A 13,673-nucleotide genomic window follows, 5' to 3' on the forward strand; every position below is an offset into this window, starting at 1 on the left:
GTGGCCTGCCGTGCGCGGTTTCGTTATTTTAATCGCGCGGGGGAGCGGGTGTTCGTGCTGGTGTTGGGTATTGCAATGTGTACTGCGGCGTCTATCGCAGCGTCTATTGCGACTGAGGCGTGCCTTCGCAGCATGTTCCGCTGCGAAGGCACGTCAGGTTTGCTGCTTAGTTGCTTTGCGTAGCAGGCCCCGAGGCCGGGATCGATGCGCCCGGTACCGGTTGCGTCGGCTTCACCGCGACCGGCGCGGATGCCGACGTTTCCGGCTTGTTCTGCGCCAGACGCCGCTCGGTCAGCGACTTCGATTCCATAACCGGCTTGCCTTCCAGCTTGTTCAGCGCCTGTTGCAGCATGAAGTCGTCGGTCGAACCGAACTCGACCGGCTTGCGCTCACGATCCTTCTGACGCTGTTCCGGCGTCTTCTTATCGTTTTGCTCTTCAAGCTGGCGCAGTTGGTCCATGCGCTCCTGTTCGCGCTGGTCCGCTTCCTTCTTCTCGTTCGGGTCTTGCGTGTTCGCAAGGTGGTTCGAGTAGTCGACTTCGCGGGTAACCAGTGCGTCGTCCGGATCGCCTTCCGCGTATTGATCGACCGCGATGTCAGGACGGATCCCCTTGTTCTGGATCGAACGGCCGCTCGGCGTGTAGTAGTACGCCGTGGTCAGACGCAGTGCCGTGTCGGCCGTCATCGGCCGGACGGTTTGCACCGAGCCCTTGCCGAAAGTGGTCTTGCCGACGATCAGCGCACGATGCTGATCCTGCAGCGCGCCCGCGACGATTTCCGAAGCCGACGCCGAGTAGGCGTTGGTCAGCACGATCATCGGAACAGTCTTGAAGATCGGCGCTTCGTCCTTCAGCGGATCGCTGTCGAACGATTGCAGGCGGTAGTTATCGTACGTGTCGCGATAGACCTGCTTCGAATCCGGAATCTGGCCGTTGGTGGACACCACCACCGAATTCGACGGCAGGAACGCGCCGGCAACGCCGACCGCGCTTTGCAGCAACCCGCCGCCGTTATTGCGCAGGTCGAGCACGAGACCCTTCAGGTTCGGCTGTTGACGCGCGATGTCTTGCAGCTTCGCGGCCAGATCAGGCGTGGTGCGTTCCTGGAAGCTGGTGATGCGGATATACGCGTAGCCCGGCGCCAGGATCTTCATCTTGACCGACTGGACCTTGATGATCGCGCGCGTCACCGTGAGCGGGAACGTACGGTCGTCGGTCTTGCGGAAGATGGTCAGCGTGACCTTGGTGCCCGGATCGCCGCGCATCTGCTTGACGGCCTGGTCGAGCGTCATGCCGCGCACGGGTTTGTCGTTGATGCGGGTGATCAGGTCGCCCGGACGGATGCCGGCGCGGAACGCAGGCGTGTCTTCAATCGGCGAGATCACCTTGATCAGGCCGTCTTCTGACGAGATTTCGATGCCGAGACCCGCGAAGCGACCCTTGGTCTGCTCCTGCAGTTCTTCGTAATCGGTCTTGTCGAGATACGACGAGTGCGGGTCGAGGCTCGACACCATGCCCTTGATCGCGGCGGTGAGGAGCTTCTTATCGTCGACCGGTTCGACGTACTCATGCTTGATTTGCCCGAAGACCTCGGCAAAGAGCCGGAGTTGGTCCAGCGGCAACGGTGCAACGGCGCTCGAGGCGGCGCTGGCGGGTTGCTGGGCCGAGGCGGAGAGTTGCAGGGTGGCAAATACGCCGGTAGCAAGGCCCGCGGCAATCAGGCCGATATTTTTCAGGTTCTTTCGCATAGAGTCTGTTGCGGTCGGAAGCGCGTGGCAGCGTCGATAGAGATGGGGACGGACAAGTATAACTGCACACCCGTCCAGTCAGGGTGCGGCACAGGCAATCGTGATTCGACAGCGACGGCGGGCGCTGGTTCGTGAGTTGGCGGTTGCGAAGCTGAAGTAATGTGCGGTAACGGCAAGATGGCAGTGCGATGGCGCAATTGACAGCGGCAGGCCGCGTAGGCCGGTAGCGCTTGCCGCTGGCAGGGGCCGTTTGCCGGGCCCCGCAGCAAATATCACCGCAAGCGGGGCCGCGGCGGCCGGTGGCCCCGGGTCAGCCCGCCTTGCCTTGCTTGGCCACAGCGGCTTGCGCCTTCGCAATCGCGTCCTGGTCGCCCAGATAGTAGTGCTTGATCGGCTTCAGATTTTCGTCGAGTTCATAAACGAGCGGTACGCCGTTCGGGATATTCAGGCCGACGATGTCGTCGTCCGAAATGTTGTCGAGGTACTTCACCATGGCGCGGATCGAGTTGCCGTGCGCGGCGATCACGACCTTGCGGCCCGACTTGATGGCCGGCGCAATCGACTCGTTCCACAGCGGCAGGACGCGCGCGACGGTGTCTTTCAGGCACTCGGTGAGCGGCAATTGTTCGCGCGGCACCTTGGCGTAACGCGGATCGTTGTAGGGCGCGCGGTCGTCCGACGGCTCGAGCGCCGGCGGCGGCGTGTCGTAGCTGCGGCGCCAGACCAGCACCTGTTCGTCGCCGAACTTGGCGGCGGTTTCCGCCTTGTTCAGACCCGACAGCGCGCCGTAGTGGCGTTCGTTCAGGCGCCACGAATGCACGACCGGCAGATACATCAGGTCCATCTGATCCTGCACGTGCCACAAGGTGCGGATCGCGCGCTTGAGCACCGACGTGTAGGCGATATCGAACGTATAGCCCGATTCCTTCAGCAGCACGCCCGCTTGCTGCGCTTCACGATTGCCCTGCTCGGTCAGGTCGACGTCGACCCAGCCCGTGAAGCGGTTTTCCTTGTTCCACGTCGATTCGCCGTGGCGGATGAGAACGAGTTTGTACATGAGATTGCCGGTCGGTAGTAAGGAAGCGGTAAAGCGTTGCGGGGGTCCTCTAGAGGAGCGCCGCCATCGCGTCAGACGGTTATTTTATAATGGGTGGATTGCCCTTTTCGATTTCTCTCTTTTTCGGCGGATTTTCCGTGAAGTTTTTCACTGATTACACAAACCTTGTACTGATCGCAATCGTCCTCATCTCCGGTGGGTTGCTGCTGTGGCCGACGATCAGCCGGCGTGGCCGCGGAGGCCTGTCGGCCGCTGAAGCGACCCAACTGATCAACCGGCGCAATGCAGCGGTCATCGATCTACGTCCGTCCGCCGACTTTGCCAAGGGCCATCTGCCCGCGGCACGGCACCTTGAATTTGCAGAGTTGCAGGCGAAAGTCGCGCAACTCGTGAAGAACAAGAACAACCCGGTGCTGCTGGTATGCCAGACCGGCCAGCAGTCGAACAAGGCAGCGCGTATCGTGCAAGATGCCGGATACGCCGAAGTCCATGTTCTCGAAGGCGGTGTCGACGCCTGGCAGAAGGCCGGTATGCCGGTTGTGAAACAAGGAGCAGCCAAGTGAACAAAGTGATCATGTACAGCACGCAGGTGTGCCCGTATTGCCAGATGGCCGAACGTCTTTTAAAGTCGCGCGGCGTCGAGCACGTTGAAAAGGTACTGATCGACAAAGACCCGGCCCGTCGTGAAGAAATGATGACCCGGACCGGTCGTCGTACGGTGCCGCAGGTGTTCATCGGCGAGACGCATGTCGGCGGGTACGATGACCTGTCCGCGCTTGATCGCGCGGGCGGTTTGATGCCTCTGCTCGACGCTGCCTGAACGAAGCTGCCTTCCTCATGCGCCGGGCGGCGCGTGAGGAAGGCAGGTGAAATACAAGTCGGCGCATGCTGGCCCTTCAAGGACACCTTCGAGGGCAGGCGATGCGCCGCAACGATCTGGCGGCCCTTGAAGCCATGGGCCGCCGCCATGCATACCTATCAGGGAATCACTCAATCATGTCCGACGAGAATAATCAGCCGTTCTTCAACATCCAGCGCATCTACCTGAAGGACATGTCGCTCGAGCAGCCGAATTCGCCGGGCATCTTCCTCGAGCAGGAAATGCCGTCGGTTGAAGTCGAAGTCGATGTGAAGGCCGAGCGCCTCGCCGACACCGTGTTCGAAATCCTCGTGACGGGCACCGTCACGGCCAAAGTGTCGGACAAGGTTGCGTTCCTGATCGAAGCCAAGCAAGCCGGCATTTTCGACATCCGCAACATTCCGGCTGAACAGATCGATCCGCTGGTCGGCATTGCCTGCCCGACGATCCTGTTCCCGTACCTGCGCTCGAACATCGCCGACGCGATCACCCGCGCAGGCTTCCCGCCGATCCACCTCGCCGAGATCAACTTCCAGGCGCTGTACGAGCAACGTCTCGCGCAAATGGGCGGCCAGGAAGGCGCGGCGCAAAACGGCGTCACGCATTAACGCGTCCGTTCGGTGCCGGCTATGAAGGTTGCTGTCCTCGGCGCCGGTGCATGGGGCACAGCCCTCGCCGGCCATCTGGCCGCGCGGCACGACACGGTGCTGTGGGCGCGCGAACCCGCGCTCATCGCCGAGCTCTCCGCTTCGCGCGAAAACGCCCGCTATCTGGCGGGCGTTGCTTTGCCGCCGTCCCTTCGCTATGAAGCCGATCTGAACGCAGCGCTCGACCATGCGCTCGCCGACGACGCGTTATGCATCGTGGCGACGCCCGTCGCCGGTCTGCGGGGTCTGTTCCGGGCGATGCACGACGCAGGCAAAGTGCCGGCGCATGTGGTGTGGCTGTGCAAGGGTTTCGAAGCCGACTCGCAGTTGTTGCCGCATCAGGTGGTCGCGGCTGAATTGCCGGGACATGGCGGCAACGGCGTGCTGTCGGGCCCAAGCTTCGCGCGCGAAGTCGGGCAGGGCTTGCCGGTCGCGTTGACGATCGCGAGTACATCATTGGCGTGCCGTGAGCGCACGGTTGCCGCGTTCCATCATGGCGCCATGCGCATCTATACCGGCGACGACATCGTTGGCGTGGAAGTGGGCGGCGCGGTGAAGAACGTGCTGGCGATTGCCACGGGTATTGCCGATGGCCTCGGCCTCGGTCTCAATGCGCGCGCGGCGCTGATCACACGCGGCCTGGCGGAAATGTCGCGCCTCGGCGTGACGCTCGGCGGACGGGCGGAGACGTTCACCGGTTTGACCGGGTTGGGCGATCTGATCCTGACCGCCACGGGCGATCTGTCGCGCAATCGCACGGTCGGCGTGCAACTCGCCGCGGGCCGTACGCTCGACGACATCCTCGGCGGCCTCGGTCACGTGGCTGAGGGCGTGCGTTGTGCGCAAGCCGTCCTGGCGATTGCTCGCGCTCATGCGATCGAGATGCCGATCACGCAGGCAGTCTGCGCCGTGCTGTTCGACGGTGTAGCGCCCCGCGACGCCGTCAGCGCCCTGCTGCGGCGCGATTCGAAAGCAGAATAAGTCTTGTCTTTCAGCCGTTTTAGCGCGAGAAGCGCTGAACGGCTGCCCGCTATCGCTGTCCACGTTTTATCGACGCTTCGGACAGCGAGGTTCCCATGCTCTGTTTCAACAATTGCACGCTAGAAGCGCGCGTGGTCGACATCACGACACTCACTGTGGATGCGATCGTCAACGCCGCGAATACTTCGCTGCTAGGTGGAGGCGGCGTGGATGGCGCGATTCACCGCGCGGCCGGCAAGGAATTGGTGCGTGAGTGCGAGGCGCTCGGCGGCTGCGCGACCGGCGACGCGAAAATCACCCGCGGCTACCATTTGCCGGCCAAACACGTGATCCATGCGGTCGGCCCGGTTTGGCAGGGTGGTGCGCGCGGTGAGGCGGACCTGCTTGCTTCCTGCTATCAGCGCTCACTTGAGGTCGCGCACCAGGCGCGTTGCGCAAGCGTTGCGTTCCCCGCGATTAGCTGCGGCATCTATCATTTTCCTGCCAATGAAGCCGTGCAGATCGCCGTGGGCACCGTGCTCGAAACTTTGCCGCGCACGCCGAAGATCGAGCAAGTGGTGTTCGCCTGTTTCGACGACGCCATGCTCGCGCGCTACGAAGCCGAACTGAAACGCCGTCAGGCGCCGCCGTCGAAGCCGGTCTGACGCCACGCTTCGAACACGACCACGGCGACAGTATTGGAGAGATTCAGGCTGCGGTTGCCCGGCCGCATCGGCAGGCGCACGCGTTGTTCGTTGGCGAATTGATCGAGCACCGTGTCGGGTAGGCCGCGCGTTTCGGCGCCGAACACGAACCAGTCGCCGGATTGAAACGCATGCTCGTGAAACCGGCCCGAGCCACGGGTGGTGAAAGCGAACATCCGCGCCGGATCGGGCGATTCTTTGGCGACGAACGCTGCCCAATCGGCGTGTACGTTCATCTGCGCATACTCGTGATAGTCGAGACCGGCGCGGCGCAACTTGGCGTCGTCGAGCGGAAAGCCGAGCGGCTCGATCAGATGCAGTCGCGCGCCGGTGTTGGCGCACAGGCGGATGACGTTGCCGGTGTTCGGCGGGATTTCCGGTTCGACGAGAACGACATTGAACATGATGGCTTCAGGTAGAGACTAGTTTTTCGGCGTACGCAGCGCGACGAAGTTGGTGACGCGCCGCGCACCGGCAGCTTTGAGCGTACGCGCCAGCGCTTCGAGCGTCGCGCCGGTTGTCATCACATCGTCGACGATGCCGACATGCAGACCACGTACCGGTTTGGCGACCTCGAACGCGCGGCCCACGTTCAACCGGCGCGCGTCCAGGTCGAGCCGCGATTGCGGCGCGGTGTGGATCACGCGATGCAGCAGGGTGGCGTCGCTGCGCACATTCAGCGCGCGGGCCAACGGCCTGGCAATCTGCCAGGCCTGGTTGTAGCCGCGCTCGGTAAGACGTTTGTTGGCGAGCGGCACGGGCGCGAGCACATCGGGCTTTTCGGATGCGTCTACCCAGGCGTCCTCCGCGAGACGCGCAAGGCGCTGCGCGAACTCGCGCGCCAGCATCAGCCGGGCGCGGAATTTCAGGCCGAGTGCCAGGGCGTCGAGCGGCTGGCGGTAATCAGCGAGAGCAAAGGTTGCCTCAAACGGCGGCGGCTCGCCGATGCAATCCGCGCAGCGATATTGCGCGTGACCCACCCAGCGCATTCCGGACAAAGGGACCGCACACACCGTGCAACGCAACCTGCCTTCGTTCCAATATGTCTCATCACAACCGGCACATAGTGTCTTATGCGACAAATTGCCGCACAGTGCGCACAGGTTCGGCAGCACGGCGTGCATGACATGCGGCCATGCCGAATACACGCCGCGCGTGAAGCGTGCAAAAAGTGCGTTCGAGGCGCCGGGAGACGAAGAATTTTTTCGGAATGGCATGATTGGACCGCCCGCGAAGGCCTTTCACGCTGAATGGTAGGAAGCGAGCGAGTATACTTCGTGCTCTACGCCAGTACGACACCCATGCCCCCAACTTCGTCTCAATCTGGCCGTCCGGCCTATGATTCCCGGCGCCTCAGGCAGATTTTCGACCGCCGTGCGGCGACTTTCGACAACGTCGCGTTCCTGCCGCGCGAAATCGCGCAGCGCATGCGCGAGCGCCTCGACTACATCAAGGTTACGCCGGCGAGCGTGCTCGACGCCGGTTGCGGCGCGGGCGAAGACATCCCCACATTGCGCGAGCGCTTCCCCGAGGCGCCGGTGTTCGGCACCGACCTGTCGCACGGAATGCTCAGCCGCGCGCTGCGTCACGATTCCGGCGACACGAGCTGGCGGCGCTTTCTGCCGGCCACGCTCGGCAAGGCGCTCGGCGCCCGCGGTCCGCGTTTCGCGCAGGCCGACTTCTCGGCACTTCCGTTCGCGGCCGGCGCCTTCGAATTCATCTGGTCCAATCTCGCCCTGCACTGGCACTCGCGGCCCGACCTTGTGTTTCCGGAGTGGCAACGGGTGCTGAAAGTGAACGGCCTGCTGATGTTCAGCACGCTCGGTCCCGATTCGCTAAAGGAATTGCGCGGCGCCTACGCTGAGGTCGAGGCCGCGCACGGCGTTGCTTCGCGCAAGCATGTGATCGACTTTGTCGACATGCACGACCTCGGGGACATGCTGGTCGAGAGCGGTTTCGAGATTCCTGTGATGGACCAGGAAACACTCACTATTACGTATAAGTCGCCCGAGTCGCTGCTCGCGGACGTGCGCCGCTGGGGCGCCTATCCGTTCGAGCGCGAGGCCACTTCGAATGCCGTCGCGCGCAGGCTGCACAAGGCTTTGCTGGCGGCGCTCGAAGCCCGCCGGCGCGCCGACGGCACGATCGCGCTGACCTTCGAGGTGATCTACGGCCACGCCTGGAAAGCCGTGCCGCGCACCACGGCTGAAGGTCATGGGATCGTGCGGATCGAGGATATCGGACGAGGTTCGTCGAGGAATCGGTGAGGAATCAATGAAGCGGTAAAGAGGACATCTGTTATGTCTGAAATTACCGCTTCAAAAGACGCGCGAAAGCTGCGTCAAAACGGCGCTGAGGCTTGTCGCACCTGGCTTGTGAGCCGATTGAGGCTTGCTTGTGGATGCTATGGATCGCGCCTATAATGCGTCAGTTTGTCGCCCGGAGTTCCCACATTTGGGGCGGCAGGCCCGAGGCACAGGGCTGCAACATAAAGTGACGCGGCGGTGATTGAGTGGCCGTTCAGCGGTCGCGAGCAATGGCCGCAGGCGGCGATTGGCGATTGGCGACGGTCGGCAGGAGGCAGCGATGGAAGCATCAGATCTGCTGGCGGATTCAGAACCGGTTCTCAAAGACTGGACGATGAAGCGCAACTGTTCGATTTCGCCGCGGCAGTTTGTATATTTCTACGTGTCGCTTGCGTTGTTCTCGTTGGCAATTGCTTTCATGCTGGTTCTGGTCGGCGCCTGGCTGGTGTTGCCGTTCACCGGTATTGAATTGCTGGCGGTGGGCATCGCGTTTGCCATATATGCGCGTCATGCTGTCGATTACGAGCGCGTCCGGCTGTTTCAGAATCGGCTCGTGATCGAGCAGGTCAGCGCCGAGCGGCTCACGCAGTTCGAATTCAATCCGCGCTGGGTGCGGATCGAACCGGGCGCAACGCCGCGTGACCAGATCAAACTGGTCTCGCGCGGCCAGACGATCATGATCGGGCAACATCTCGCGCAGTATCGGCGCGCGCAGTTCGCAGGCGAACTGCGTATGTGGCTCACACGGTGTTAGACGTGTTGAGACGCGCGGCGTTCACGGGGAGCGCGAGGCAGCCTGCCAGCGGGGTCGAGGGTTTGAATGGAAATTTTGGGTAAGGAAGCTATGAAAACAATCAAGCGAGCCCTCATGGGCGTGCTGGCGATGAGCGGACTGCTTTTCGCCGGTGCGGCCCTGGCAGTGGGCGATGTTCCGGGCGGCCCTGCCGTCAACGAGATCAATCTCCAGCCGCCGGCGACGAAAATCGCTGAGGAGCTTTTCAGCCTCCACATGTTCATGCTGGTTCTTTGCCTGGTGATCTTCGTCGGCGTGTTCGGCGTGATGTTCTATTCGATGTTTGCGCATCGCAAATCGAAAGGCCACAAGGCTTCCCATTTCCACGAAAGCACCACCGTCGAAATCATCTGGACGATCGTGCCGTTCATCATCGTCGTGCTGATGGCGCTCCCCGCCACCAAGACCGTCGTCGCGATGAAGGACACCACGAACGCCGACCTCACCATCAAGGTCACGGGCTACCAGTGGAAATGGGGCTACGACTACGTGAAGGGTCCGGGCGAGGGCATCAGCTTCCTGTCCACGCTGTCTACGCCGCGTGCAGAAACCGATGGTCGCGAGCCGATTTCCACCACGTATCTGCAGGAAGTCGACAATCCGCTCGTCGTCCCGGTCGACAAGAAAATCCGCATCATCACCACCGCGAACGACGTGGTCCACTCCTGGTACGTGCCGGCTTTCGGCGTGAAGCAGGATGCGATTCCGGGTTTCGTGCGCGACACGTGGTTCAAAGCTGACAAGACCGGCACCTTCCGCGGCTTCTGTACCGAACTGTGCGGCAAGGAACACTCGTTCATGCCGGTGGTGGTCGAAGTGCTGTCGGCAGACGACTACGCGAAGTGGGTCGATACGCAGAAACAGAAAATGGCCGCCGGCCAGGACGATCCGAACAAAACCTACACGATGGCCGAGTTGATGGAGCGCGGCGGCAAGGTGTACGCATCGAACTGTGCGGTCTGCCACCAGCCGACCGGCAAGGGCGCAGGCGCATTCCCGGCGCTGGACGGCAGCAAGATCGCCAACGGCCCGATCGCCGAGCACGTGAGTCTGGTGTTGAAGGGCAAGAACGCGATGCCTTCGTGGGCGCCGACGCTGAACGACGTCGAAATCGCCTCGGTCATCACGTACGAACGTAATTCGTGGGGCAACCACACCGGCGACATTCTCCAGCCGAAGCAAGTGCTGGATGCTCGTAACGGCAAGCTGCCGGAGGGCGGTAATCATCTGGCCGACGCGGGTGCAGCAGCTAGCGGCGCAGGAGCGGCTTCGGGTGCAGCAGGCGCCTCGGGTGCCGACGCGGCTGCGGCCGGTTCGGACAGCGCGGTAGCATCGCAAGCGGCACTCCCGGCAAACGTCTACTTCGACACCGGCAAGAGCACGCTGCCGGCCGACGCGAAAGCGGCGGTCGACGCGGCCGCGGCCTACGCGAAAGCGCACCCGGACGCCAAGTTCACGCTGTCGGGCTTCACCGACGCCACCGGTTCTGCCGAAGTCAACGCGAAGCTCGCGAAGACCCGTGCCGAAGCCGTGCGCGACGCACTGAAAGCAGCCGGCATTGCCGAAGACCATATTATTTTGAAAAAGCCGGAAACGATCACGGGCGGCGGCGACGCGAAAGAAGCCCGGCGTGTCCAGATCAGCCCGGCTGCCTGACGTGTTCATGGTCAGCACCGCAGTATTCGCATTAGGAGATTGTCATGTCTAGCATCGGACACGATGTAACCGCGGGCCACGAGCACGTGCACGGCGACCATGCCCACGAAACGCCGCATGGCTGGCGTCGTTGGCTGTTCGCAACCAATCACAAGGACATCGGTACGCTGTACCTGATCTTCTCGTTCACCATGTTCCTCTCCGGGGGCGTGATGGCGCTGATGATCCGTGCCGAACTGTTCGAGCCGGGTCTGCAGATCATGCGCCCCGAGTTCTTCAACCAGTTGACCACCATGCACGGCCTGATCATGGTGTTCGGCGCGATCATGCCGGCCTTCGTCGGCTTCGCGAACTGGATGGTGCCGCTGCAGATCGGCGCATCGGACATGGCTTTTGCGCGGATGAACAACTTCAGCTTCTGGCTGCTGCCGGTGGCTGCGGTGTTGCTGGTCGGTTCGTTCTTCGCACCGGGCGGCGCGACCGCCGCGGGCTGGACGCTGTACGCGCCGTTGTCGACGCAGATGGGCCCGGGCATGGACTTCGCGATTTTCGCGGTCCACTTGATGGGTGCTTCGTCGATCATGGGCGGGATCAACATCGTCGTGACGATCCTGAACATGCGCGCACCTGGCCTCACACTGATGAAGATGCCGATGTTCGTCTGGACGTGGCTGATCACCGCGTACCTGCTGATCGCCGTGATGCCGGTTCTGGCAGGCGCGATCACCATGGTGCTGTTCGATCGCCACTTCGGCACGTCGTTCTTCAATGCGGCAGGCGGCGGCGACCCGGTGATGTACCAGCATATTTTCTGGTTCTTCGGGCACCCCGAGGTGTACATCATGATCTTGCCGGCGTTCGGGATCGTGTCGCAGGTGATCCCGGCATTCTCGCGCAAGCCGCTGTTCGGCTATAGCTCGATGGTGTACGCAACCTCGTCGATCGCGATTCTGTCGTTCATGGTCTGGGCGCACCACATGTTCGCAACCGGCATGCCGGTGACGGGTCAGCTGTTCTTCATGTACGCGACGATGCTGATCGCCGTGCCGACCGGTGTGAAGGTGTTCAACTGGGTCGCGACGATGTGGCGCGGTTCGCTGAGCTTTGAAACGCCGATGTTGTTCGCGGTCGGCTTCCTGCTGGTGTTCACGTTCGGCGGTCTGTCGGGCCTGATGCTCGCCATGGCGCCGCTGGATATCCAGTATCACGGTACCTATTTCGTGGTGGCTCACTTCCACTACGTGCTGGTCGCGGGTTCGCTCTTCGCGCTGTTCTCCGGGTGGTACTACTGGTCGCCGAAGTGGACCGGCTGGATGTACAACGAAACGCGCGGCAAGATCCACTTCTGGGCGTCGATGTTCTTCTTCAACCTCGCGTTCCTGCCGATGCACTTTGTCGGTCTCGCAGGTATGCCGCGTCGTTACGCTGACTATCCGGCTCAGTTCACCGACTGGAACCAGGTCATCTCGATCGGCGCTTTCGGCTTCGGTCTGGCACAGGTCTACTTCCTGTTCGCGGTTGCACTGCCGGCCTACCGTGGCGGTGGCGAGCACGAAAAAGCGGGCGACAAGCCGTGGGACGGCGCAACGGGCCTCGAATGGACCGTACCGAGCCCGGCACCGTTCCATACGTTCGAAAATCCGCCGACCGTCGAGTAATCGGCGTTCAGTGAGGTTGCCGGTTCGGGCGGCGGCGCGTTAGGTCGCCGCAGGAGTCGGCAGCCACGAAAGTAGCGGCGGTACCCGTAGTCACGAAAAGTATTCAGAAAGTCGAGCATGACGCGCAATCCTCAAGAAAGACGTACGCCCGAGCAGGTTCGCGCGGGTAACCGGCGAATCGGTATTGTGATGTTTGTCATCGCCGCGGCTTTTTTTGCGAGCGTCATCATCCATCAGAAGTGGTTCTCCTGACGCGGTGGTTCGAGTCTGTGTGCAGGTCTGTTGAGGATTGAGATGTCGACGCAACCGCCGGCTCAGGCCGATCGCTCTTTTAACCGTTCGATGCTGATCAAGCTGTTCATCGTCGCGTTGATGATGTTCGGTTTTGGTTTTGCGCTGGTGCCGATGTATCGCGCGATCTGCCAGATCACCGGCATCAACAACCTCGTGCAGCGTGATGCCACGGCGCGCGAGGCGAAGAATACGCAGGTCGACATGAGCCGCACGATTTCGATCGAATTCGATGCGAACGCGCGCGGCCCGCTGGGTTTCAAGCCGGAACAGCGCAGTCTGGACGTGCATCCGGGCGAAGTGACGACAGTGATGTACGAAGTCAGCAACGAACAGGCGCGCACGATTCAGGCGCAGGCCATTCCGAGCTACGCGCCGAAGCAGGCCACTGAGTACTTCAAGAAGATCGAGTGTTTTTGCTTTACGCAGCAGACTTTGACGGCGAATCAGACGAAGCGGTTGCCGGTGGTGTTCGTGGTTGATCCGAAGTTGCCGAAGGATGTGAAAACGATCACGTTGTCGTACACGTTCTTTGAGTTGAATACGCCGGCCGCGGCGACAGCCGGGAGCGCATCACCCACGGCCAATACGGCGGCAACCACCGCCAATCCCGCCTGACGGTTTTTGCCGCGGGCGAAGGAAAAAGACGTAATGAGCGATAGCAGCGGCGGCCCACGCAAGAGCAGTTTCGGCCAGTCGATGAAAGCCGTGTTCTGGTCGTTTTTCGGGGTGCGCAAGCGTCGTGATCTGGAAGCGGACGCAACGCAGCTGAACCCGCTGCATGTGATCGTGGCGGCATTGATCAGTGCGGCCATTTTCATCGGCGTGCTGATCCTGATCGTGCGCGCCGTAGTCGGTTGAGATGGGCTGAGGCGTTCAGGCGCGCGCGTAGTACAGGGCGAAGCAGAGCCCACGAATTAGAGTGAAGCGGTGCGGTATCGACGCGCCGCCGAAGATACAGCCGGAGATTCCGGAACAACTGGACTGAAGTGGAG

Annotated in this window: 16 protein-coding genes; 12 read left to right on the forward strand and 4 right to left on the reverse strand. The window is 62.0% G+C overall.

Features of this window, described 5'->3' with window-relative positions:
* Positions 1-166: 166 nt before the first annotated feature.
* Positions 167-1,747, reverse strand: a complete 1,581-nt coding sequence (locus HHL24_RS10190; RefSeq protein ID WP_169485377.1) for a S41 family peptidase — start codon at positions 1,745-1,747, stop codon at positions 167-169.
* A 310-nt stretch (positions 1,748-2,057) separates the two neighbouring features.
* A complete protein-coding gene (gpmA, locus tag HHL24_RS10195; protein ID WP_169485378.1) occupies positions 2,058-2,804 on the reverse strand; it encodes a 2,3-diphosphoglycerate-dependent phosphoglycerate mutase in 747 nt (248 codons plus the stop codon).
* Positions 2,805-2,941: 137 nt separating this feature from the next.
* On the opposite strand from gpmA, the gene HHL24_RS10200 reads away from it, so the two are divergent.
* The 5 genes from HHL24_RS10200 (at position 2,942) to HHL24_RS10220 (ending at position 5,935) form a co-directional block, all read left to right on the forward strand.
* The gene (locus tag HHL24_RS10200; RefSeq protein WP_169485379.1) at positions 2,942-3,367 is read left to right on the forward strand and encodes a rhodanese-like domain-containing protein; all 426 of its coding nucleotides are present in this window, start codon (positions 2,942-2,944) and stop codon (positions 3,365-3,367) included.
* Complete coding sequence (grxC, locus tag HHL24_RS10205) at positions 3,364-3,624, forward strand: glutaredoxin 3 (protein WP_169485380.1); 261 nt, start codon at positions 3,364-3,366, stop codon at positions 3,622-3,624. The genes HHL24_RS10200 and grxC overlap by 4 nt, the downstream gene beginning before the upstream one ends.
* A gap of 176 nt (positions 3,625-3,800) precedes the next feature.
* A complete protein-coding gene (gene secB, locus HHL24_RS10210) occupies positions 3,801-4,271 on the forward strand; it encodes a protein-export chaperone SecB (RefSeq protein ID WP_054035743.1) in 471 nt (156 codons plus the stop codon).
* Between the two features lie 21 nt (positions 4,272-4,292).
* A complete protein-coding gene (locus tag HHL24_RS10215; protein WP_169485381.1) occupies positions 4,293-5,291 on the forward strand; it encodes an NAD(P)H-dependent glycerol-3-phosphate dehydrogenase in 999 nt (332 codons plus the stop codon).
* A gap of 95 nt (positions 5,292-5,386) precedes the next feature.
* A complete protein-coding gene (locus tag HHL24_RS10220; protein ID WP_169485382.1) occupies positions 5,387-5,935 on the forward strand; it encodes an O-acetyl-ADP-ribose deacetylase in 549 nt (182 codons plus the stop codon).
* Here HHL24_RS10220 and trmL read toward each other — a convergent pair.
* Positions 5,908-6,378, reverse strand: coding sequence for a tRNA (uridine(34)/cytosine(34)/5-carboxymethylaminomethyluridine(34)-2'-O)-methyltransferase TrmL (gene trmL / locus HHL24_RS10225; RefSeq protein ID WP_169485383.1), 471 nt, complete (start codon positions 6,376-6,378; stop codon positions 5,908-5,910). The two genes, HHL24_RS10220 and trmL, sit on opposite strands and share 28 nt — an antisense overlap.
* An 18-nt stretch (positions 6,379-6,396) precedes the next feature.
* The gene (locus HHL24_RS10230; protein ID WP_169485384.1) at positions 6,397-7,191 is read right to left on the reverse strand and encodes a ComF family protein; all 795 of its coding nucleotides are present in this window, start codon (positions 7,189-7,191) and stop codon (positions 6,397-6,399) included.
* An 84-nt stretch (positions 7,192-7,275) separates the two neighbouring features.
* Between HHL24_RS10230 and HHL24_RS10235 the strand changes: the two genes are divergently transcribed.
* The 7 genes from HHL24_RS10235 to HHL24_RS10260 all read left to right on the forward strand — a co-directional run bounded on the left by HHL24_RS10235 (position 7,276) and on the right by HHL24_RS10260 (position 13,539).
* Complete coding sequence (locus HHL24_RS10235) at positions 7,276-8,241, forward strand: methyltransferase domain-containing protein (protein WP_169485385.1); 966 nt, start codon at positions 7,276-7,278, stop codon at positions 8,239-8,241.
* A gap of 319 nt (positions 8,242-8,560) precedes the next feature.
* Positions 8,561-9,034 (forward strand): DUF2244 domain-containing protein, encoded by a 474-nt coding sequence (locus HHL24_RS10240; protein WP_169485386.1) that lies wholly within the window; start codon positions 8,561-8,563, stop codon positions 9,032-9,034.
* Positions 9,035-9,100: 66 nt separating this feature from the next.
* A complete protein-coding gene (gene coxB, locus HHL24_RS10245; RefSeq protein WP_169485387.1) occupies positions 9,101-10,729 on the forward strand; it encodes a cytochrome c oxidase subunit II in 1,629 nt (542 codons plus the stop codon).
* A 44-nt stretch (positions 10,730-10,773) separates the two neighbouring features.
* Positions 10,774-12,387 (forward strand): cytochrome c oxidase subunit I, encoded by a 1,614-nt coding sequence (gene ctaD, locus HHL24_RS10250; RefSeq protein ID WP_169485388.1) that lies wholly within the window; start codon positions 10,774-10,776, stop codon positions 12,385-12,387.
* Between the two features lie 117 nt (positions 12,388-12,504).
* Complete coding sequence (locus HHL24_RS43910) at positions 12,505-12,639, forward strand: cytochrome oxidase small assembly protein (protein ID WP_230417400.1); 135 nt, start codon at positions 12,505-12,507, stop codon at positions 12,637-12,639.
* Positions 12,640-12,681: 42 nt separating this feature from the next.
* A complete protein-coding gene (locus tag HHL24_RS10255; protein WP_169485389.1) occupies positions 12,682-13,296 on the forward strand; it encodes a cytochrome c oxidase assembly protein in 615 nt (204 codons plus the stop codon).
* 33 nt (positions 13,297-13,329) lie between these two features.
* Positions 13,330-13,539: a DUF2970 domain-containing protein gene (locus tag HHL24_RS10260; RefSeq protein WP_169485390.1), complete on the forward strand. Its 210-nt coding sequence runs from the start codon at positions 13,330-13,332 to the stop codon at positions 13,537-13,539.
* The last annotated feature ends 134 nt before the right edge of the window (positions 13,540-13,673 follow it).

Origin of the sequence: Paraburkholderia polaris (assembly GCF_012927345.1) — a bacterium.
Classification (GTDB): Bacteria; Pseudomonadota; Gammaproteobacteria; order Burkholderiales; family Burkholderiaceae; genus Paraburkholderia; species Paraburkholderia polaris.

What these genes read in the sequence shown, in the direction of transcription:
- HHL24_RS10190 (WP_169485377.1), bottom strand. Translation starts at nt 1,747, where the DNA reads ATGCGAAAGAACCTGAAAAATATCGGCCTGATTGCCGCGGGCCTTGCT.
- gpmA (WP_169485378.1), bottom strand. Translation starts at nt 2,804, where the DNA reads ATGTACAAACTCGTTCTCATCCGCCACGGCGAATCGACGTGGAACAAG.
- secB (WP_054035743.1), top strand. Translation starts at nt 3,801, where the DNA reads ATGTCCGACGAGAATAATCAGCCGTTCTTCAACATCCAGCGCATCTAC.
- HHL24_RS10215 (WP_169485381.1), top strand. Translation starts at nt 4,293, where the DNA reads ATGAAGGTTGCTGTCCTCGGCGCCGGTGCATGGGGCACAGCCCTCGCC.
- HHL24_RS10220 (WP_169485382.1), top strand. Translation starts at nt 5,387, where the DNA reads ATGCTCTGTTTCAACAATTGCACGCTAGAAGCGCGCGTGGTCGACATC.
- trmL (WP_169485383.1), bottom strand. Translation starts at nt 6,378, where the DNA reads ATGTTCAATGTCGTTCTCGTCGAACCGGAAATCCCGCCGAACACCGGC.
- HHL24_RS10230 (WP_169485384.1), bottom strand. Translation starts at nt 7,191, where the DNA reads ATGCCATTCCGAAAAAATTCTTCGTCTCCCGGCGCCTCGAACGCACTT.
- HHL24_RS10235 (WP_169485385.1), top strand. Translation starts at nt 7,276, where the DNA reads ATGCCCCCAACTTCGTCTCAATCTGGCCGTCCGGCCTATGATTCCCGG.
- HHL24_RS10240 (WP_169485386.1), top strand. Translation starts at nt 8,561, where the DNA reads ATGGAAGCATCAGATCTGCTGGCGGATTCAGAACCGGTTCTCAAAGAC.
- coxB (WP_169485387.1), top strand. Translation starts at nt 9,101, where the DNA reads ATGGAAATTTTGGGTAAGGAAGCTATGAAAACAATCAAGCGAGCCCTC.
- ctaD (WP_169485388.1), top strand. Translation starts at nt 10,774, where the DNA reads ATGTCTAGCATCGGACACGATGTAACCGCGGGCCACGAGCACGTGCAC.
- HHL24_RS43910 (WP_230417400.1), top strand. Translation starts at nt 12,505, where the DNA reads ATGACGCGCAATCCTCAAGAAAGACGTACGCCCGAGCAGGTTCGCGCG.
- HHL24_RS10255 (WP_169485389.1), top strand. Translation starts at nt 12,682, where the DNA reads ATGTCGACGCAACCGCCGGCTCAGGCCGATCGCTCTTTTAACCGTTCG.
- HHL24_RS10260 (WP_169485390.1), top strand. Translation starts at nt 13,330, where the DNA reads ATGAGCGATAGCAGCGGCGGCCCACGCAAGAGCAGTTTCGGCCAGTCG.